Consider the following 20,064-nt stretch of genomic DNA (forward strand, 5'->3'; position numbering starts at 1 on the left):
AATGCCCACTATTGGCTGGTTTGAGATTTTAATAGTAGTAGCTGTTGCAATCATTGTTATTGGACCAAAAGATTTTCCACATATGTTAAAAAAAGTTGGCTCATGGATTGGAACCACAAAAAGATATATTAGCAATATACAAAATGAGGTAGCTGACCTTGATATTAATTCTAATGAAATAGAAAAACCTATAGAAGAAAAAAAAGATAATGACAAAATCTGAAAATGAAGGTGGCTTTGTAAGTCATTTAACTGAACTCAGAAAAAGATTAATTCATTCTTTTATTTTTTTGTTTATCTTTTTTATTGGATGTTATTTTTTTTCAGAACATCTCTATGGTTTTTTAGTTGAGCCTTTTGCTAAAGCAGTAAATGAAAGTGGAACTGATAGAAGATTAATTTTTACAGCTTTACAGGAAACATTTTTAACATACTTAAAGGTTTCCTTTTTTGCAGCATTCTTTGTTACTTGTCCCTATATATTGGTACAAATATGGAAATTTATTGCACCAGGGCTCTATAAGCATGAAAAAATTGCAATCGTTCCTTATCTAGTTTTAACACCTATATTATTTTTTCTAGGAGGAATGCTTGTTTATTATTTAATAATGCCACTAGCCATAAAGTTTTTTCTATCTTTCGAAAGCACAGGGGCCTCAACAGGATTACCCATCCAATTGGAAGCAAAAGTTAGTGAATATCTTTCACTTGTAATGAAATTAATTTTTGCATTTGGTATAAGTTTTCAGCTACCAGTTGTTCTTAGTTTGTTAGCTAGAGTTGGTATAGTTAATGCTAAGTTTCTTAGAGAAAAAAGAAAATATGTTGTTGTAATGATTTTTGCAGCAGCTGCATTATTAACACCACCTGATCCTATAACTCAAATTGGACTAGCAATACCATTATTGATTTTATATGAATTATCTATATTTTCTGTAAACATTATTGATAAGAAAAATAAAAAAAATGCATAATATAAAAGAAATTAGAAATGATATTGAGGCTTTTAAAAAAGCTTTAAATAAAAGATTCCTAGATATAGATGTCGATAAGATTTTATCACTGGATGAGAGCAATAGAGAATATATCCAACAAAGAGAACTGCTTGAAAAAGAAAAAAAAAATATTTCAAAGTCTAAAGATCAGTCACTTTTTGAAAAATCTAAAAAAATTTCATCTGAAATAGATAATATTAATAAATTACAAACTAATGTTAAAAATGAATTAGAAACTATTTTATCATCAATACCAAATATACCTCATTCTGACGTTCCTACAGGTAAAGATGAAAATTCAAATATAGAAATTTCTAAATCAGGAACAATACATAATTTTACATTTAAGCCTAAATCTCATTATGAATTAGGTGAAAACTTAAACATGCTTGATTTTGATTTAGCCACAAAAACTACTGGCTCTAGGTTTGTTTTTGTAAAAGATAAATTGGCTTTGTTAGAAAGAGCTTTATCAAATTTTATGCTTGATACACATGTTAATACTAATGGTTATGAAGAAATATCACCGCCACTAATTGCAACAGATGCTACTATGTATGGTACAGGACAATTACCTAAATTTGATAATGATCAGTTTGAACTTAAATTAGATGATTCTAGTGACAGAAAGTTTTTGATTCCAACTGCCGAAGTTATTTTAACTAATATTGTAAAAGATCAAATTATTGATAAAAAAAAACTTCCTATGCGAATGGTTGCTTCAACTCCATGTTTTAGAAAAGAAGCAGGTAGCTATGGTAAAGATACAAAAGGTATGATTAGACAACACCAATTTTACAAAGTTGAAATGGTGAGTATTGTTGAGGCAGATAAGTGCTTACCAGAACTCGATAGAATGACTGATTGTGCAACTAAAATTTTAGATTTACTAAAACTTCCATATAGAAAAATAGTTTTATGTACTGGTGATATGGGGTTTAGTGCTGAAAAAACTTTTGATATTGAGGTGTGGCTTCCATCTGAGGATAAATATAGAGAAATCTCAAGTTGCTCTTCATGTGGATCGTTTCAAGCAAGAAGAATGAAAGCTAGATATAAAAACGAAAAAAAAGAAACAGTTTTTGTTGGAACACTAAATGGCAGTGGTTTAGCAATTGGCAGAACATTAGTTGCTATATTGGAAAATTATCAACAAGAAGATGGCTCTATTATTGTACCTGAAGTCTTAAGGCCTTACATGAATAATATTGAGAAAATCAATAAGATTTAAAGTTGTTTTAATTTAATAGATGTTGTAAGTATTCACTTTAATCAAGGAGAAAAATGGATTTAGGAATAGGACAATTTATACCGTTAATTTTAATTTTTGTTATTTTTTACTTTTTTTTAATAAGACCTCAACAAAAGAAAGTTAAAGAGCATAAAGCCATGGTAGAAAACTTATCAAGAGGAGACAAGGTTGTAACGTCTGCTGGTATTATTGGGACAGTTGAAAGAATTATTGATAATGAAAAAGTTGAAGTGCAAATTGCTGACAACGTTAAAGTTGAAATTATCAAATCTACAGGTATCCAAGGATTACTTAACTCCCCTGAAGTAAAAAAATAACATTTAACTAAAGTGTTATACTTTTCTAAATTAAGAATTACCTTAGTTTCATTAGTATCTATTTTTTTTATTTTTATTGCTGCATCAAATTTTCAGAACTCTGAAGATAGCTTTATTTCAAAAAAGATAAATCTAGGTTTAGATTTACAGGGTGGTTCATATCTTTTACTTGAGATTGATAACGGTCCAGTTGAAATTCAAAAATTACAAAATACAACAACTGTTATTAGAAATTTTTTAAAAGATAAGAAAATAACTTTTAATGATCTGAGAATTGAAAATAAAAAAATAATATTTAATGTTTCTAATGATAATGCTCAATTAGTTGAAACTTTTTTTCTTGATAAAGAAAGTGATGTTAATCCTTATTATAGCCAATATAAATCTCATCAGTTTGATTTAGAAATACAAAATAATGAATTTACTTTAGCTCTTTCAAAGTATGGACTTATTGAAATCAAAACTTCTTCACAAGATCAAGCTTTAGAAATAGTTAGAAGAAGAGTTGATGAGGTTGGTACTAATGAGCCCAATATATTAAAAAGAGGTAATAATAGAATTTTAGTTGAACTTCCGGGTTTAGATGATCCTATGCGTATAAAGTCACTTTTAGGAAAAACTGCAAATTTAACATTTAGATTTGTCACTCAAAATAATAATGACACTTTTGGAACTGAAATGCTTCAGTTTGAAGATGGAACTAGCGAAGCAATGGTTAGTAAAAGAATAATCTTAAATGGTGAGAATTTATTGGATGCTCAACCACAAATGAATAATCAAACAAATGAAACGGTAGTATCATTTACTCTTGATAGAGTGGGGGCTAAAAGATTTGGTAAAGCAACTAGTACCAGTATTGGCAAGCAATTAGCAATTGTTCTTGATGGTAAAATTGTTAGTGCTCCAGTAATTAGAGATACTATAGCAAGTGGAAATGGCCAGATCAGTGGAAATTTTACGTTCCAATCTGCAACAGACTTGGCTCTACTATTAAGATCGGGAGCATTACCAGCTCCACTTAATATAATTGAAGAAAGAACAGTAGGACCTGACCTTGGTCAAGACTCAATTAATGCCGGAGTTATTGCTCTTATGATTGGTTTTTTATTAGTTATAATTTTTATGTTTTTTAAATACAAAATATTTGGTCTAATTGCTAACATAACACTACTAATTAACTTATTCTTTTTAGTTGGTATTTTAACTTTATTTGAAGCAACATTAACTCTTCCTGGAATAGCAGGTATCATTTTAACAGTAGGTATGGCAGTTGACGCTAATGTATTAATTTTTGAAAGAATTAAAGAGGAATGCAAGAAAGAAAAAAATAATATAATAGCTTTTGATACAGGTTATGTGAAATCAAAAACTGCAATTATAGATGCAAATATAACCACATTAATTGCAGCTGTAATCTTATTCTTTATGGGCTCCGGACCTGTTAAAGGCTTCTCTGTGACCTTAGCTGTAGGAATTTTTACTACACTGTTTTCAGTTTATTTTATTGCAAGAATGCTTACTGGTCTTTACGTGGTAAGAAATAAAGAAAAAACTGACCTAATATAAATGATTAATTTTAATAAATTTTATAAACTATTTAATCTTATCTCTTTAAGTCTGGTCGTTGCATCTGTTCTATTGTTATTTTTTAAAGGACTTAATTTTGGTGTAGATTTTAAAGGTGGGACCTTAATAGAACTAAGGTCTAATGATAAAAATATTAATGTCACTTCTTTAAGACAATCTTTTAATAAAATGAATTTAGGAGATTTTAATGTTAAAAAATTTGGTAATGAAAATGATTTTTTAATTAAGATAGAGAAAAAAGATACCAGTGCAAACGCTATTGAAGTTATTAAAAAAGATTTAACATCTTCTTTGGGGGGCTCTTTTAATTTCAGAAGAGTTGAAAATGTAGGCCCAAAAGTTAGCTCTGAATTATTAAAGTCTGGTATTATTGCAATAGCACTATCTCTTGCTGCAATGTTATTTTACATATGGATAAGATTCGAATGGCAATTTAGTTTAGGTGCTATTTTAGCCTTATTCCATGATGTTATTATAACACTAGGTCTTTTCTCGCTATTCAGTCTAGAAATAAATCTATCAATAGTTGCCGCCGTTTTAACTATAGTTGGTTATTCAATGAACGATACTGTTGTTATTTATGACAGAGTTAGGGAAAATTTAAGAAAGTTTTCTGATATCAAGATTTATGAACTTACAAATATCTCAATCAATGAAACTCTTTCCAGAACTATAATTACATCAGCCACAACATTGCTTGCTTTAGTTTCAATTTATTTATTTGGTGGGGAAATATTAAAAGGTTTTTCTTTAGCTATGATAATGGGTGTTATATTTGGAACCTATTCTTCAATTTATATAGCTAATCCTATACTTGTAAAACTTAGAGTTTCACAAAAAACAATCCTAAAAGAAGATACCGAGTAGATTTAATAAAGATTTTGAGCTGCTACCATTGAAAGTAACATTGGTAACGATAAAAGAGTGTTTGTTCTTGAAAACAACATTGCTGTTCTTGCTGATTTTGCTTTAACATCAGGTTCGCACTCAACCATACCTAGTGCTCTTTTTTGATTTGGCCAAATTATAAACCAAACATTGAATGCCATATACAGGCCAAGCCACATACCGATACCGATAGCTGTATTTTTTCCACCACCACCTAAAGTCATAGCATCGTGTAAATAACCATTCAGATAAGCTAAAATTAATCCTGACAGAACTGTCAGTAATGCAGCGTATCTAAAATAAAACAATGCAGCTGGAGCAATAACTTTACCTATAGCAGGTTTTTGTTCGTCAGGGATTTTTGGCATATTTGGAATTTGTACAAAGTTAAAATACCAAAGCAAACCAATCCACATTATAGCAACTGTTACGTGAATCAATCTTGTTAACCAACTCCAAAAAATTGTATCAAAATCAAAACCACCATTACCATAAAATAACCCTAGAAAAAATATTATAGCTAAAGCTAATGATGCATGAATTGTTTTTGGTAAAGATGATAGTAAATTGCCCATAATTAGAATCACTTATACACTAATTGTTTAAATCTTTAACTTCTTTTTAAATTTTTCTTCCAGCATAGGCTTTAAGAATTCCCCAGTATAGCTACCTTTTATTTTGATAATATCCTCAGGTTTGCCCTCTGCGATAATATTTCCACCTTTGACACCACCTTCAGGACCCATATCAACAATATAATCAGCTGTTTTGATTACATCCAAATTATGTTCAATAACAACAACTGTATTTCCTAATGCAACAAATGTATGAAGTATTTCTAGTAGTTTTTTAATATCATGTTGATGAAGACCCGTTGTGGGTTCATCTAATATGTACATGGTTCTTCCTGTAGATCTTTTTGATAATTCCTTAGCTAATTTAATACGTTGAGCTTCACCACCGGATAGTGTTGTTGCTTGCTGTCCAATCTTTATATATCCAAGACCTACTTTTTTTAGTGTTAATAGTTTTGTTTTAATATTTGAAATATTTTCGAAATACTCACATCCCTCGTCTACAGACATATCCAATACATCGGCAATACTTTTATCTTTAAATTTTATCTCTAGAGTTTCTCTATTGTACCTGGTTCCCTTGCATTCATCACACTGGATATAAACATCAGGTAAGAAGTGCATCTCGTATGTAATTACACCATCACCTTCACAAGCTTCACATCTTCCACCTTTAACATTAAAAGAAAATCTGCCTGGCTTATATCCTCTTGTTTTTGACTCTGGTAGTGCTGTAAACCAATCTCTAATGGGGCCAAAAGCTCCCGTATAAGTTGCTGGGTTTGATCTGGGTGTTCTTCCAATAGGAGACTGATCTATATCAATTATTTTATCTATAAGCTCAACACCTTTATAACTCTTAAACTCTTTAGGAACTTTTCTAGCTTTGTTATTCAAGGTTAAATTTAGTGCATGATATAACGTTTGTAATATCAGTGTAGATTTACCACTACCAGAAACACCTGTTACACAAGTAAAACTTCCTGTTGGAATTTTAAGATTAACGTTATTCAAATTATTTCCACTAGCACCATTAATTTCAACAAACCTTCCATTTTTTGCAAGCCTTCTAGTTCTTGGAATTTCTATATATTTTTTATGAGATAAATATTGACCAGTAATACTATTTTTATTTTTTAGTATTTCATCATAAGTACCTTGTGCAATTATTTCACCACCATTAGTTCCAGCTTCTGGACCCATATCTATTATATGATCTGCATTTTCCATAGTTTCCGTATCATGCTCAACAACAATTACAGTGTTACCCAAATCTCTCAGTCTTTTTAATGCATTTATTAATTTAACATTATCCTTTTGATGCAATCCAATAGAAGGTTCATCAAGAACATATAATACACCAGTTAATCCAGAACCAATTTGTGATGCGAGTCTTATTCTTTGAGCCTCGCCCCCAGAAAGGGTTCCTGACTCTCTTGATAATGTTAGATATTCAAGCCCAACATTTAAAAGGAACGTTAGTCTTTCATTAATTTCTTTTAAAATATGTTCTGCTATCTTAAATTGTCGTTTATCAAGGTTTTGCTCTAAACCTTTGAACCATTTAGCTGCATCTAAAATAGATTTTTTAGTTACTTCGCTTATATTCTGATTATCAATTTTAACACATAAAGCTTCTTCTTTTAATCTATTACCGTTACATCCTTCACAAGCAGAATCAGATTGGTATTCAGCTATCGCTTCTCTTTTCCATTCACTGTCAGATTCAAGAAATCTTCTTTCAAGATTATTTATTACACCTTCAAAAGTTTTTTTATGAGAATATTTTTCATAACCATCATCATAAACAAACTTAATTTCTTCTTCATCCGATCCAAACAATATTACATCTCTAAATTTTTTTGGAAGTTTTTTCCATCTCTCATCTAAAGAAATTCCATAATGTTTAGCAATAGAGGCTAAGGTTTGAGCGTAATATAATGTTGTTGATTTGGCCCATGGTTCTATAGCACCATCAGCTATACTTTTTTTCTCATCAGGAACTACTAAATTTGGATCTACATTCAATTTAATACCTATACCCTCACATTCTGCGCACGCTCCGTAAGGACTATTAAAAGAAAAAAGTCTTGGCTCAATCTCTTCAATTGTAAAACCACTTTCTGGACAAGCAAATTTTGTAGAATAAATTAATTTTTCAATTTTTCTAAATTTTTGTGGTAATGTTTCATCTTCGTACTCAACAAATACCAATCCATTTGATAAATTTACAGCTGTCTCAATACTTTCAGCAAGTCTATTACCAAGGTTAGAATTCAAGACAATTCTATCAACTAAAACAGATATGTCATGCTTGAGTTTTTTATCTAAATTAGGTGCATTATCTATTTCATATATGACTTCATCAATTTTAATTTTTCTAAAACCTCTTCTTTTATAACTTAAAATATCTTTTCTATACTCACCCTTACGACCTCTAACCACAGGAGCAAAAATATAAATTGTAGATTTTTTTGGTAATTTTTTAATCAAATCAACGATTTGGGTTATTGTTTGTGATGTAATTGGCTTTCCTGTGAATGGTGAGTAGGGAACACCAGCCCTCGCATACAACACTCTCATATAGTCATAAATTTCAGTGACTGTTGCAACAGTTGATCTTGGATTTTTAGATGTATTTTTTTGCTCTATGGCTATAGCTGGACTTAATCCCTCGATAAGATCAACATTTGGTTTTTTCATTTTATCCAAAAATTGACGAGCATAAGCTGATAAACTTTCAACGTATCTTCTTTGTCCTTCGGCATAGACAGTGTCAAATGCTAATGAGGATTTTCCTGAACCAGAAAGACCAGTAATTACAACAAACTGATCTTTAGGTATTTCTACTGAAACATTCTTTAAGTTATGCTCTTTTGCACCCTTAATAACTATCTTTTTAATCATAATTTTAGTTGCTTTAAATTAATAAAATTAATAATGAGTTTGTATTGTGATATAAAACTAATTAAATAAATAATGAATTATAAATATTATGGCTGGAAGTTTAAATAAAGTATTATTAATTGGGCGTTTAGGCGCAGACCCAGAAATCAAACAAATGTCGAATGGCAAAAGTCTTGCTACCTTAAGTTTAGCTACTAGCCAATCTTGGAAAGATAAAGCAACTGGCGAAAAAAAAGAAAAAACAGAATGGCATCGAATAGTTGTATTTAATGAAGGGTTAGTTAATGTTGTTCAGCAATATTTGAAAAAAGGTGCTCAAATTTATGTTGAGGGACAGATAACGACTAGAAAATGGAAAGATGAACAATCTGGTCAAGACAAGTATTCAACTGAAATTGTAATTCAAGGATACAATTCTTCACTTACTATGTTGGGTGGTGGAAGCACTGGCGGTGGTGGTATTCAAAATGACAATTCGCAAGCTGTTGCTAGCAATCCTGATGATAGCCCCCAAGCCCCTAATGATATGGATGACGAAATTCCATTTTAGTTTCTATGAAAGACACAGAAATACCTAAAGACAAAAATATTAAACTTATCTCAATGCATGATGAGATGAGCTCATCTTATTTGTCATATGCAATGAGTGTAATTGTGAGTAGGGCTCTTCCTGATGTCAGAGATGGACTTAAACCTGTTCATAGAAGAATATTATTTGCAATGTATAAAGGTGGCTACGATTGGTCAAAACAATTTAGAAAATCTGCAAGAATAGTTGGGGATGTTATTGGTAAATATCACCCGCATGGAGATCAATCTGTTTATGACGCTCTTGTCAGAATGGTTCAAGATTTTTCTATGAGTTTACCTCTTGTTCAAGGCCAAGGTAACTTTGGATCTATTGATGGAGATCCAGCTGCGGCTATGAGGTATACTGAAACAAGATTAGCCAAAGTTTCTCAATACTTAATTGATGACATAGAAAAAAATACTGTCGATTATAAAAGTAATTATGATGAAACTGAAAAAGAACCAACAGTTTTACCTGCTCAATATCCTAATTTACTAGTAAATGGTGCAGGTGGTATTGCGGTTGGAATGGCAACAAGTATTCCCCCGCATAATTTAGGTGAAATTATAAATGGAACATTAGCTTTAATTGAAAATAAAGATGTAAAAATTAAAGAGTTAATGAAACATATACCTGGACCAGATTTCCCTACAGGTGGTGTCATCATTGGAAAAGAAATTATTAAAGCTGGATATAATGTAGGTCGTGGGTCATTTAAAATTAGAGGTGAAATTAGTGTTGAAGCACAAAAAAACGGTAGAGAGAGACTCGTTATAACTTCTGTACCATATCAGGTAAATAAATCAGTTTTAAATGAGAGAATTGCCCAACTTGTTAGAGAGAAAAAAATAGAGGGAATAAAAGATATTAGAGACGAATCTAACAGAGAAGGGATTAGAGTTGCTATTGATTTAAGAAATGGTGTTGAACCAGAAACTATTAAAAGATTACTTTATAAAAATACATCTATAGAAAGCTCTTTTGGCTTTAACACTTTAGCTATTGTTGACGGCAAACCTAAAATTTGTAATTTAAAAGAATTTTTATCAAATTTCCTAACATTCCGTGAAGATGTAGTAATCAAAAAAACTAAGTTTGATTTAAAAAAAGCTGAAGACAGAGCTCACATCCTTATTGGATTATCAGTATCTGTTGAGAACTTAGATAAGATTATAAAAATTATACGGTCTTCAAAAACTCCTGATGATGCTAAAAAATCATTATTAAGCACTAAGTGGAAAATAAATAAATCTTTAAAGCTAATTTCACTTGTTGAAGATAAGAAGGGAAAAAATTTATATTCACTAACCGATCCTCAAGTAATTGCTATTTTAGAACTTAGACTTCAAAAACTTACAGCTCTTGGTATTAATGAAATAGAAGTAGAAATTAAAAAATTAGCTGAACTGATTAAAGGTTATAAAAAAATAATTAATTCTAAAAAAGAACTCTTAAACGTAATAAGTGAAGAGCTTAAAACTATCAAAGAAAAATTTGCAGTTCCAAGAAGAACTAAAATTATAGATGCTGTTTTAAACTATGATATTGAAGAGACTATTCAAAAAGAAGAAGTGATTATTACAGTTACTCTTCAGGGCTACATTAAAAGAGGAGCTTTAAGTAGTGTCAAACAACAAAAAAGAGGTGGTAAAGGAAAATCTGGAATCACAACGAGAGATGAAGATTCTGTGGTTCAAACCTTATCAGTTAACACTCGTACTTCTGTTCTTTTCTTTTCAACAGAAGGACTTGTCTACAAAATTAAAGCTTGGAAAATACCTGAAGGATCAACTATATCAAAAGGTAAATCTCTATTCAACATCTTGCCCTTAAAAAATCATCAATCTATCAGTTCAATAATGCCATTTCCAGATGATGAAAGCGATATGAAAAATCTTCAAATTGTTTTTGCAACTGCAAAAGGCAAAGTTAGAAAAAATAGTTTAGAAGACTTTTCTTCAATTAATTCAGCTGGAAAAATTGCAATAAAGTTAGACCCTAATGACAAAATTGTAGGCGTTGAAATTTGTAAGGATGATCAGGATGTAATGTTAAGTACAAAAAATGGTAAATGCATTAGATTTGAATCAAAAAAACTACGAATATTTAAAGGTAGATCGTCTAAAGGTATCAAGGGTATTGAGTTATCACCTAACGATGAGATCGTTTCTCTTTCAATAGCAAATAAAGAAAAAACAAAAAAAGATTCAAAATCTGAAGAAAGATTTGTTTTATCTATTACAGAAAATGGATACGGCAAAAAAACTTTGAACAATGAATATAGAGTTACCAATAGAGGTGGTAAGGGTATAATTGGAATTATTAACTCACCAAGAAACGGCAGTATATGTTCCTCATTTCCAGTTATTGAAGGAGATGATGTAATGATTTCAACGAATAAAGGAAGAGTGATTAGAGTTGCTGTTAAAGAAATCAGAACAGCTGGAAGAAATACTCAGGGTGTAAGAATTATCAAATTATCTGGTGATGAAAAAGTTGTTTCAGCAATAAAAATTGATGATAACTTGGAGTAATGAAAAAAGTTGCCGTATATCCTGGAACATTTGACCCAATAACCTTTGGTCATATTGACGTTATAAAAAAAGCTTTAAAGTTATTTGATAAAGTTATTGTTGCTGCTTCTGATGGTACTAATAAAAATTATCTTTTTAATTCACTTGAAAGAATACAGTTAATTAAAAAAGCTCTATTTGTTGATTTAAAGTTTGATAAAAAAAAGATTGAAGTTATTTCATTTACATCGTTAACAACCGATTTATGTAAAAAATACAAATCTAATATTATTTTAAGGGGTCTAAGAGCTGTATCTGACTTTGAATATGAATTTCAATTAGCTGGAATGAATAGAAAATTAAGCAACAATATAGAAACAATCTTTTTAATGTCTGATGTTGAAAATCAAATTATTTCATCAAGATTTGTTAAAGAAATAGTGAGACTAAAAGGTGATATAAAAAAATTTACTACAAAAAGTACAATAAAGTCTTTAAAAGAGAAATATGAATAAATTTATAACAAAATTTTTAATTTTATTTTTTATACTAACCAACAATATAATCGCAGAGGAGAATATAATGATTTTAAAACTTAAAGATGGAGATATTAAAATAGAACTTTTTGAAGATGTTGCCCCCGACCATGTTAAAAGAATTAAACAATTAGCAAAAGATGGTAAATACGATGGTGTCGTATTTCACAGAGTAATTGATGGTTTTATGGCTCAAACAGGAGATGTACAATTTGGTAACTCCTCTAATGACCAATTTGATTTAAAAAGAGCAGGAATGGGTGGTTCTGATTTACCAGATCTTAAAGAAGAATTTAGCGACTTACCTCATGAAAGAGGAACCCTGTCTATGGCTAGATCACAAGATCCAAATAGTGCTAATAGTCAATTTTTTATTTGTTTCAAAGAGGCATCATTCCTAGATAGACAATATACTGTTTTTGGTAAAGTTATTGAAGGTATGGACCTAGTCGATAAAATTAAAAGAGGAGACCAAAATAATAACGGTTCCGTTTCTAACCCAGATAAAATTATTAGCTTTAAATAATATTAATACACATTTCAATGACATTAAAAAATTTTAAATTTAATGTCATTGAAAATGATAAATTTGCCAGAACTGGTATTATTGAAACCCATAGAGGCAACATTCAAACACCAGCTTTTATGCCTGTCGGTACTCAGGCAACTGTAAAAGCTTGCCTTATTGATGATGTTATTAAAACTGGTGCTGAAATAATACTATCTAACACCTATCATTTAATGATTAGACCTGGTGTAGATAGAATAATTTCTGCAGGAGGACTTCATAAGTTTATGAATTGTAAGCTTCCTATACTTACAGATTCTGGTGGGTTTCAAGTTATGTCACTTTCAAAATTAAACAAAGTAGACAGAGAAAAAGGTGCAATATTTAACTCTCATGTAGATGGTAAAAAATTCATATTAAGTCCTGAAGAAAGCATAAGAGTTCAAAAAGGATTAGACTCTGATATTGTTATGATTATGGACGAGTGTCCCAAAAAAACTACCGATTATGATGTAATAAATAAATCTATGGAACTATCCATATATTGGGCCGAAAGATCTAAAATAGCTTTTGGTTTAAACCCACACAAAGCTTTATTTGGAATAGTCCAGGGTGGTTTATTCAAAGATTTAAGAACTAAATCTCTTAATGAGTTAATCAAAATTGACTTTGATGGCTATGCGATTGGAGGTCTTGCAGTAGGAGAGAGTCAAAATGAAATGTTTAGTGTTCTGGATGATTTAAAAAATATTATGCCTGATGATAAACCAAGATATTTAATGGGTGTGGGGACGCCAGCTGATATTCTAGGGGCTGTTAAGAGAGGTGTTGATATGTTTGACTGTGTAATGCCTACAAGATCTGGAAGAACTGGTTTAGCTTTTACCTGGAAAGGTCGTATAAATATTAAAAATAATAAATTTAAAAATGACAATGAGCCTCTTGATCCAAATTGTTCAAATCTAAATCTTAACAAGTATTCAAAAAACTATCTAAATCATCTATTTAATACGAATGAAATACTGGGTTCTACACTTTTAACCTTACATAACATCAACTTTTATCAAGAATTAATGTCTTCTATTAGAGAAAATATTAAAAAAGGTACATTTGATAAATTTCATGATGAATACATTGATAAGTTGTAATTTAAATATTTGCAATTTGTGATGTTATGGAATAAATAATTGTTTTTTGGTAATAAAAATTATTCAAGTTTGATATTTTTTTATTGTTTAGATTTTTAAGTGTAAAGAAATTTAAAAATTTTAAGGAAGACTTCACCAAAAGTTTTTTTTTAAAATTAAATAAAAAAAAACATTTATCTTAACTTCATTAATTTATATGTGGGCCCTTAGCTCAGTTGGTAGAGCAATTCCCTTTTAAGGAATGGGTCGATGGTTCGAGTCCATCAGGGCTCACCACTAAAATAATCTCTAAAATATTAACTAATCGTAATCGGTGGATAGTCTAAAATGACACTGTTTTCCCATTCTGATAAATCTTTTATTCTTTTAGAGGAAGATGGGTGTGTGCTCATAAATTGAGGGGGTTCTTTGCCTTTATTTTCTGCTTTCATTCTTTCCCATAACTTTTTAGTTTCCCTGATATCAAAACCAGATAATGAAGCAAAAATCATTCCCAGGTAATCAGCCTCACTTTCTTGGGTTCTTGAGAAAGGATTCATTATACCTATTTGGGATAATAGTCCTACAGTGTTCATGCCAGTTGCTTGATTGATCTGTCCTAATTTTCCACCTGAAAAAATATCAATCAAAGATGTTCCAGTTTGTAAAAGTGCACTTCTACTAGCTCTTTCAACTGAATGTTTAGCAACAGCATGTGCAATTTCATGACCCATGACTGATGCAAGACCATTTGTATTTTTTGTAACATCAAGTATTCCTGTGTACACAGCAATTTTACCACCAGGCATACACCAAGCATTTTTAACTTTTTTATTATCTATTAAAATATACTCCCAATCAAAATTAACAGTAGGATCGTTTAAACCCACTCTATAAAAATATTCAGATATAGAGTCTTCCATTCTTTTTCCAATATCTTTAATTTCATTTAGTGTTTTAGTGTCATCACTCATTTTCTCTTTTTCTTTGACCTTTTCAAAAATTTGAGCTGCTTGAGCGTTTAATTTAGATTCAGGTATAATTTTTAATTGCCTTCTGTCAGTAATTGGCGCTGTAGAACAAGCACCTAACATCAAGCCTGAACATCCGCACCCAACATAATTTAAAAATTTTCTTCTATTCATTTTATTAAAATTTTGATAATCATATAAATATATACTTTTATGAATTTAAACAATAAAATCTTAGTTACACTTTTCATTATAGCTGTTTCATTTGTTGTTTATTCAAGTTATAGCTAAATTATCTATGCCTATTAAGAAAAAAAAATCATTAGCTCTTAAATTAAGAAACTATTTTTTCACAGGTGTAATTGTTTTAATACCGATTGGGTTTACACTTTATCTAAGCAAATTCTTAATAAATTTTTCAACAAAATTAGTACCATCAGGATTAAATCCTAATACTTATCTTCCATATGCAATTCCAGGTATTGAAATAGTTTTAACAATTATTTTTATTACAGTTGTTGGTGGCCTTTCTTTAACCTTTATAGGTAAAAAATTTTTACAAATAATTGATGATTTATTTAAAAGAATGCCCATACTCAGAACTATTTACTCTGCGATTGGACAAATGACAGATTCTTTTAGAGAGCAAGAGGGTAATAAAAAAAGTGTAGTGCTAGTTGAGTATCCAAGAAAGGGATCTTGGGCCGTGGGTTTTGCCACTAAAGAAAATACAGGTGAAATTAAAGCTAAAACAAATATTAACTTGGTTAATGTTTTTGTTCCAACAACGCCCAACCCAACAAGTGGCTTTCTGCTAATGATACCAAAAGAAGATTTGATTTATTTGGATATGACATTTGAAGAAGCGTCAAAATTTATAGTTTCGGCGGGAACCTCTAAACCAAAAAGCTAAACCATATCGTTAATTATATCTGCTTGATCGTATAACTTGAGTAATGCTTTATATTTTTCAATATCAGTATTTTCTAATTCTATTTTTTTAATTTGTTTTTCTGCCATTAAAAATAAGTCTTCGTTTTGAATAGGGTCCGCCAATCTAAAATTTTTAACCCCACTTTGTTTAAACCCAAGCAAATCACCAAAGCCCCTTAACTTCATATCTTCTTCTGAAATTTCAAAACCATCATTGGAATTCTTTAAGATATTTATTCTTTTTTTAGCATTAACAGTTAAATTAGACTTAAACATCAATATACAACTAGCTTGTTTTGTTCCACGTCCAACTCTGCCTCTTAATTGATGTAACTGTGATAATCCAAATTTATTAGCATTTTCTATTATGATTACATTGGCATTAGGAAAATCAATACCAACTTCTATAATTGTGGTTGAAACTAAGATTGAATATTTTTTGTTTAAAAATTTATTCAATATTTCTTCTTTTTCTTCATTGTCAATTTTTCCATGAAGTAATGCAACGTTATTTGGGAAAATTTCATTAAGAAATTTGTATTTAGTAACTGACGATTGGTGATCTAATTTTTTTGATTCTTCTATCAAGGGACATACCCAGAAAATTTGGTTTCCTTCTTTAATTTCTTTTTTTACAAAATTAATAACATCATCTATTTTACTTTCTAATTTACTATAAGTTTTAACCTCTTTTCTATTACTTGGTTTTTCCTTAATAATAGAAACATCCATATCACCATAGACTGACATAGTTAAGGTTCTTGGAATTGGCGTTGCTGACATTAAAAGAACATCACAATTATCACCACCCTTATCTGATAAAAGTTTTCTTTGCCTAACTCCAAATTTATGCTGCTCATCAATTATAATATAACCAAGGTTTGCAAAAACTATTTTTTTTTGAAAAATTGCATGCGTGCCAAAAACCATTTGAATTTCATTGTTTTCTAATTCTTTTACAATTCTTTTTTTTTCACTATTTTCACTCTTACTGGAAAGTAATTCAATTTTAATATTTTTAGGAAATAGTTTTTTTGCCAAACTATAATGTTGTCTAGCTAATATTTCAGTAGGGGCCATTAATGCAACTTGGAACTCTGAACTAATAACACTTAAAGAAGAAATTAATGCAACAATAGTTTTGCCACTTCCAACGTCACCCTGCAAAAGTCTAAACATTTTACTTTTAGAATTTAGGTCATTATTGATATCATTTAATGAAATTTTTTGATCATTAGTAAGAGTAAAATCTAATTTATTAACTATATTATTATGGGCTTTTTCAGTAAAATTTTTTGATACTTTTTTTATTTTTTTTATTTTTTTTCTAATTTCTGAATTAACTAAAAATGACGCCAGTATTTCATCATAAGCAAGCCTTTTATAGAAATCAGATTTGTAATTTTCAATATTTTTTGGATCGTGCAATTTTATTATTGACTCATTCCAGCTTTGATTATTAAAATTTTTTAATATGTCTTTATCGTGCCACTCAGTTAAAACAGGTAAGTTTTTTAATATTTGATTAATGATTTTATTATAAGTTTTTTCAGTAATTCCATCTGTTAACGAATACTTATTATCAATATTTTCAATTAAAGAGCTGTCTTGTGAAATATACGTGGGATTTGTTATTTGATATCTTCCTTTATAATTACTTATCTTACCACTAATTGTCACCTCTTCATTTAACGGTAAAATTTTCCTCACATATCCTTCATGACTATTAAAAAATATACAATCAATCTTTCCAGTTTCATCAATACAATTTACTCTATTTGGTAAGTTTCGGATTCTTGGAAATTGATATTTTAGAGGAACAATTCTGATAGTTTGAATAACACCTATTTGGAGGTCGCAAATTTTACTAACAAGCGTTCTGTCTGTATAAGATTTAGGCAATCTCCAAAGTAAGTCAAAAATATTATTTACTTTTTTTTTCTTCAAAATTTCCATGGTTTTTTTGCCCACCCCATTTAATTTAGTAAGATCTGCCAATAAATAATCGTAATTATTTTTATTTTTCATGTTAGGTATAATATAATAATTTTTATGACCATTAATATAAAGGATTTAAAAAATAAAATAATTTATAGAGCCAACTATAGAGGCACAAAAGAAATGGATAAACTGCTAGGTTCATTTACTAAAAAATATATTGATCAATTTAATGAACAAGAGTTAAAGTTTTTATGTGATTTGTTGGATTGTGATGATGAAAATCTTTATAGATTTAATCAAGGTCAAAATTTAACAATTCAAATTAAGCTAAATAAAGTTTCGGAAATTTTTAAAAATTATAAATATGTCTGTGAATAGTGGCGGAGAGACTGAGATTCGAACTCAGGAAAGAGTTGCCCCTTTGCCGGTTTTCAAGACCGGTGCATTCAACCGCTCTGCCATCTCTCCGTTAGCAACGTTTTATTATTATAAATTTTTAATTCAACAATAAAATTGATAAATTAAACAGATAATCATTTAATAGGTATAATTTTATTACTATGGAAAAGCAAAAATTCAATAAAGGTATAGGATTAACTGCATTAGGATCTTTTTGGTGGGGTGTTATTGGGGTTATTTACTTCAAATATATTTCTTTTGCCGGGTCTATAGAGGTAGTGATCCATCGTTGCGTATGGACATCTGTAGTTTTAATAATAACTACTTTTTATTTTTCTAAATTGGATGTTTTTTTTGAAATTATGAAAAATAAAAGGAGCATAATTTATTTATTTTTTTCAAGCTTATTAATTTTTATAAATTGGGCAACCTGGATTTATGCTGTAGGTACAGAAAAAATTATTGATGCAAGTTTTGGTTATTTTATTATGCCTATCTTAAGTGTATTCTTAGGATATATTTTTTATGGTGAAAAAATAAATAAAAGAAGAGGTCTTTCCATACTGCTAGTTTTGTTATCTATATTATTTCTCTTATTTAAAAGTTTTCACTCAATCCCTTGGGTTGGAATAATTGTTGCTCTAAGTTGGGGTTTTTACAACCTTCTTAGAAAAAAAGTTAATGTTGATACTGATGTTGGCCTTTTAATAGAAAGTCTTTTCATATTGCCGTTTGCTTTATTTGCATTTTTTTTACTTTTTAAAAATAATCTAAATATCTTTAGTTTAAATGATCCTTCGTTGATGTTTATATTAATGTTAGCTGGACCAATGACTGTCATACCTCTATTTCTATACGTAAGAGGTGTTGAGCTGTGTGGTCTTGGACCCACTGGAATGATATTCTATATAACTCCAACATTTCAGTTTTTATTAGGCTTTTTTTATTATGATGAGGCTTTTTCTTTCGATAAATCATTAAGTTTCATTTTAATATGGATTGCTGTAATTATTTATTTAAAAGATTTATATGAAAATAATTAAATATTTTATAATTATATTTTTCACAATTATCCACGGAACATTAAATGCAAATGAAAGAGAATTTAACGAGTGGTTGGTAAATTTTAAAGTTTATGCTTTAGAAAAAAAAATTTCAGAAAAGACATTCAATCTAGCAATGTCTGATGTTGTATTTTTACCCAAGGTGATAAAATATGACCGTTTTCAACCTGAGTTCTATGAGGATACAAAAACTTACATAACAAAGAGAACCTCTAAGCAAAAAGTAAATATGGGTGCTCAACTTTATGGATTGAATAAAGATTTCATAAATATGATAGATAATAAATTTTCAGTTGAGAAAGAGTTACTTTTAGCTTTGATGGGGATAGAGACTAATTTTGGAACTTATGTAGGAAAAATGGATATATTATCATCTCTTGCAACTTTAAGTTATGATCAACGAAGATCTGATTTTTTTACTAATGAGTTAATTACAATTCTTCAATTAATAGATGCAGGGAAAATAGACCATGATATTTTATATGGTTCATGGGCAGGAGCTTTCGGTTTTTTTCAATTTATGCCCTCTACTATAGACAACTATGCGATAGACTATGATAAAAATAACATTATTGAGCTTAAATCAACTATAGATTCATTTGCTTCTGCAGCTAACTATATAAATAAAATAGGATGGAAGAAAAACCAACCTTGTTTCATAAAAGTCAAATTAAAAAAAAATATACCTAACAATATATTAAACACATCTGCAAAAAAACTTCACAATAAAAATAAGTTTAAACTATTAAAAAAATATTTAATTAATGAGGATAGTTTTAATGTTGTTGACGAAAATTTGATTGCTTCAATAATAACACCAGATAAAGATATTATACCTGATGCTCAAAATTTAGATCCAGCCTATATAGTTTTTGAAAATTATGAAAAAATACTACAATGGAATAGATCCCTAAGATTTGGTCTAGCAGTATGTACATTAAAGGAAAAATTTGAAAATGCTTTATAAGAAACTATTAATC

General features: G+C 29.5%; 19 protein-coding genes and 2 tRNA genes. 16 read left to right on the top strand and 5 right to left on the bottom strand.

Annotated features, from left to right (window positions below; all coding sequences use genetic code 11):
• The first annotated feature begins 1 nt into the window (after window position 1).
• Genes tatB through secF form a run of 6 tightly spaced genes read left to right on the top strand, consistent with a single transcriptional unit; the run spans window position 2 to window position 5,018 of the window.
• The gene (gene tatB, locus ABXT72_RS03390; RefSeq protein WP_415272397.1) at window positions 2-223 is read left to right on the top strand and encodes a Sec-independent protein translocase protein TatB; all 222 of its coding nucleotides are present in this window, start codon (window positions 2-4) and stop codon (window positions 221-223) included.
• Window positions 210-974, top strand: coding sequence for a twin-arginine translocase subunit TatC (gene tatC / locus ABXT72_RS03395; RefSeq protein WP_415276262.1), 765 nt, complete (start codon window positions 210-212; stop codon window positions 972-974). The genes tatB and tatC overlap by 14 nt, the downstream gene beginning before the upstream one ends.
• Window positions 967-2,226, top strand: a complete 1,260-nt coding sequence (gene serS / locus ABXT72_RS03400; protein WP_415279079.1) for a serine--tRNA ligase — start codon at window positions 967-969, stop codon at window positions 2,224-2,226. The genes tatC and serS overlap by 8 nt, the downstream gene beginning before the upstream one ends.
• Before the next feature lie 53 nt (window positions 2,227-2,279).
• Window positions 2,280-2,564, top strand: coding sequence for a preprotein translocase subunit YajC (yajC, locus tag ABXT72_RS03405; protein WP_415279081.1), 285 nt, complete (start codon window positions 2,280-2,282; stop codon window positions 2,562-2,564).
• Window positions 2,565-2,576: 12 nt separating this feature from the next.
• Complete coding sequence (gene secD, locus ABXT72_RS03410; protein WP_415279083.1) at window positions 2,577-4,130, top strand: protein translocase subunit SecD; 1,554 nt, start codon at window positions 2,577-2,579, stop codon at window positions 4,128-4,130.
• On the top strand, window positions 4,131-5,018 hold the full coding sequence (gene secF, locus ABXT72_RS03415; RefSeq protein ID WP_415276266.1) for a protein translocase subunit SecF: 888 nt from the start codon (window positions 4,131-4,133) through the stop codon (window positions 5,016-5,018).
• 2 nt (window positions 5,019-5,020) lie between these two features.
• Here secF and ABXT72_RS03420 read toward each other — a convergent pair whose 3' ends face one another.
• Both ABXT72_RS03420 and uvrA read right to left on the bottom strand, forming a co-directional pair.
• On the bottom strand, window positions 5,021-5,614 hold the full coding sequence (locus ABXT72_RS03420) for a urate hydroxylase PuuD (protein ID WP_415279084.1): 594 nt from the start codon (window positions 5,612-5,614) through the stop codon (window positions 5,021-5,023).
• A gap of 27 nt (window positions 5,615-5,641) precedes the next feature.
• Window positions 5,642-8,521: an excinuclease ABC subunit UvrA gene (gene uvrA, locus ABXT72_RS03425; protein ID WP_415279085.1), complete on the bottom strand. Its 2,880-nt coding sequence runs from the start codon at window positions 8,519-8,521 to the stop codon at window positions 5,642-5,644.
• A gap of 88 nt (window positions 8,522-8,609) precedes the next feature.
• On the opposite strand from uvrA, the gene ssb reads away from it, so the two are divergent.
• From ssb to ABXT72_RS03455, 6 genes are all read left to right on the top strand, one after another.
• Window positions 8,610-9,071: a single-stranded DNA-binding protein gene (gene ssb / locus ABXT72_RS03430; RefSeq protein ID WP_415279086.1), complete on the top strand. Its 462-nt coding sequence runs from the start codon at window positions 8,610-8,612 to the stop codon at window positions 9,069-9,071.
• Window positions 9,072-9,076: 5 nt separating this feature from the next.
• Window positions 9,077-11,626: a DNA gyrase subunit A gene (gene gyrA, locus ABXT72_RS03435; protein WP_415279087.1), complete on the top strand. Its 2,550-nt coding sequence runs from the start codon at window positions 9,077-9,079 to the stop codon at window positions 11,624-11,626.
• Entirely contained in the window at window positions 11,626-12,120 is a 495-nt protein-coding gene (coaD, locus tag ABXT72_RS03440; protein ID WP_415279088.1) for a pantetheine-phosphate adenylyltransferase, read from the top strand. Before gyrA ends, coaD begins: the two co-directional genes overlap by 1 nt.
• Entirely contained in the window at window positions 12,113-12,667 is a 555-nt protein-coding gene (locus ABXT72_RS03445) for a peptidylprolyl isomerase (RefSeq protein WP_415279090.1), read from the top strand. The genes coaD and ABXT72_RS03445 overlap by 8 nt, the downstream gene beginning before the upstream one ends.
• Before the next feature lie 17 nt (window positions 12,668-12,684).
• Window positions 12,685-13,797, top strand: coding sequence for a tRNA guanosine(34) transglycosylase Tgt (gene tgt, locus ABXT72_RS03450; RefSeq protein ID WP_415279092.1), 1,113 nt, complete (start codon window positions 12,685-12,687; stop codon window positions 13,795-13,797).
• A gap of 200 nt (window positions 13,798-13,997) precedes the next feature.
• Window positions 13,998-14,073: transfer RNA gene (locus ABXT72_RS03455), tRNA-Lys, on the top strand.
• 20 nt (window positions 14,074-14,093) lie between these two features.
• Here ABXT72_RS03455 and ABXT72_RS03460 read toward each other — a convergent pair.
• Window positions 14,094-14,921, bottom strand: a complete 828-nt coding sequence (locus tag ABXT72_RS03460) for a M48 family metallopeptidase (protein ID WP_415279093.1) — start codon at window positions 14,919-14,921, stop codon at window positions 14,094-14,096.
• 124 nt (window positions 14,922-15,045) lie between these two features.
• Here ABXT72_RS03460 and ABXT72_RS03465 point away from each other — a divergent pair, with 124 nt between their 5' ends.
• The gene (locus ABXT72_RS03465) at window positions 15,046-15,660 is read left to right on the top strand and encodes a DUF502 domain-containing protein (protein WP_415279095.1); all 615 of its coding nucleotides are present in this window, start codon (window positions 15,046-15,048) and stop codon (window positions 15,658-15,660) included.
• Here the strand turns inward: ABXT72_RS03465 and ABXT72_RS03470 are convergent.
• A complete protein-coding gene (locus ABXT72_RS03470; protein ID WP_415279096.1) occupies window positions 15,657-17,708 on the bottom strand; it encodes an ATP-dependent DNA helicase RecG in 2,052 nt (683 codons plus the stop codon). The genes ABXT72_RS03465 and ABXT72_RS03470 overlap by 4 nt on opposite strands.
• A gap of 24 nt (window positions 17,709-17,732) precedes the next feature.
• On the opposite strand from ABXT72_RS03470, the gene ABXT72_RS03475 reads away from it, so the two are divergent.
• The gene (locus ABXT72_RS03475; protein ID WP_415279097.1) at window positions 17,733-17,999 is read left to right on the top strand and encodes a succinate dehydrogenase assembly factor 2; all 267 of its coding nucleotides are present in this window, start codon (window positions 17,733-17,735) and stop codon (window positions 17,997-17,999) included.
• Here ABXT72_RS03475 and ABXT72_RS03480 read toward each other — a convergent pair.
• Window positions 18,000-18,089, bottom strand: a tRNA-Ser gene (locus tag ABXT72_RS03480). It lies immediately after the preceding gene.
• 92 nt (window positions 18,090-18,181) lie between these two features.
• On the opposite strand from ABXT72_RS03480, the gene rarD reads away from it, so the two are divergent.
• Together rarD and ABXT72_RS03490 are read left to right on the top strand one after the other, a co-directional pair.
• Entirely contained in the window at window positions 18,182-19,063 is an 882-nt protein-coding gene (gene rarD / locus ABXT72_RS03485; protein WP_415279098.1) for an EamA family transporter RarD, read from the top strand.
• Complete coding sequence (locus ABXT72_RS03490; RefSeq protein ID WP_415279099.1) at window positions 19,050-20,051, top strand: lytic murein transglycosylase; 1,002 nt, start codon at window positions 19,050-19,052, stop codon at window positions 20,049-20,051. Before rarD ends, ABXT72_RS03490 begins: the two co-directional genes overlap by 14 nt.
• Window positions 20,052-20,064 lie beyond the last annotated feature (13 nt).

It is taken from the genome of Candidatus Pelagibacter sp. Uisw_094 (assembly GCF_047729535.1).
Lineage (GTDB): Bacteria > Pseudomonadota > Alphaproteobacteria > Pelagibacterales > Pelagibacteraceae > Pelagibacter.

Excerpts from the sequence above, each read along its gene's own strand:
- uvrA (WP_415279085.1), bottom strand. The coding sequence starts at position 8,521 with ATGATTAAAAAGATAGTTATTAAGGGTGCAAAAGAGCATAACTTAAAG.
- ABXT72_RS03475 (WP_415279097.1), top strand. The coding sequence starts at position 17,733 with ATGACCATTAATATAAAGGATTTAAAAAATAAAATAATTTATAGAGCC.
- secF (WP_415276266.1), top strand. The coding sequence starts at position 4,131 with ATGATTAATTTTAATAAATTTTATAAACTATTTAATCTTATCTCTTTA.
- ABXT72_RS03445 (WP_415279090.1), top strand. The coding sequence starts at position 12,113 with ATGAATAAATTTATAACAAAATTTTTAATTTTATTTTTTATACTAACC.
- yajC (WP_415279081.1), top strand. The coding sequence starts at position 2,280 with ATGGATTTAGGAATAGGACAATTTATACCGTTAATTTTAATTTTTGTT.
- serS (WP_415279079.1), top strand. The coding sequence starts at position 967 with ATGCATAATATAAAAGAAATTAGAAATGATATTGAGGCTTTTAAAAAA.
- ssb (WP_415279086.1), top strand. The coding sequence starts at position 8,610 with ATGGCTGGAAGTTTAAATAAAGTATTATTAATTGGGCGTTTAGGCGCA.
- ABXT72_RS03490 (WP_415279099.1), top strand. The coding sequence starts at position 19,050 with ATGAAAATAATTAAATATTTTATAATTATATTTTTCACAATTATCCAC.
- ABXT72_RS03460 (WP_415279093.1), bottom strand. The coding sequence starts at position 14,921 with ATGAATAGAAGAAAATTTTTAAATTATGTTGGGTGCGGATGTTCAGGC.
- ABXT72_RS03420 (WP_415279084.1), bottom strand. The coding sequence starts at position 5,614 with ATGGGCAATTTACTATCATCTTTACCAAAAACAATTCATGCATCATTA.
- rarD (WP_415279098.1), top strand. The coding sequence starts at position 18,182 with ATGGAAAAGCAAAAATTCAATAAAGGTATAGGATTAACTGCATTAGGA.
- tatC (WP_415276262.1), top strand. The coding sequence starts at position 210 with ATGACAAAATCTGAAAATGAAGGTGGCTTTGTAAGTCATTTAACTGAA.
- tatB (WP_415272397.1), top strand. The coding sequence starts at position 2 with ATGCCCACTATTGGCTGGTTTGAGATTTTAATAGTAGTAGCTGTTGCA.
- ABXT72_RS03470 (WP_415279096.1), bottom strand. The coding sequence starts at position 17,708 with ATGAAAAATAAAAATAATTACGATTATTTATTGGCAGATCTTACTAAA.
- gyrA (WP_415279087.1), top strand. The coding sequence starts at position 9,077 with ATGAAAGACACAGAAATACCTAAAGACAAAAATATTAAACTTATCTCA.
- tgt (WP_415279092.1), top strand. The coding sequence starts at position 12,685 with ATGACATTAAAAAATTTTAAATTTAATGTCATTGAAAATGATAAATTT.
- coaD (WP_415279088.1), top strand. The coding sequence starts at position 11,626 with ATGAAAAAAGTTGCCGTATATCCTGGAACATTTGACCCAATAACCTTT.
- ABXT72_RS03465 (WP_415279095.1), top strand. The coding sequence starts at position 15,046 with ATGCCTATTAAGAAAAAAAAATCATTAGCTCTTAAATTAAGAAACTAT.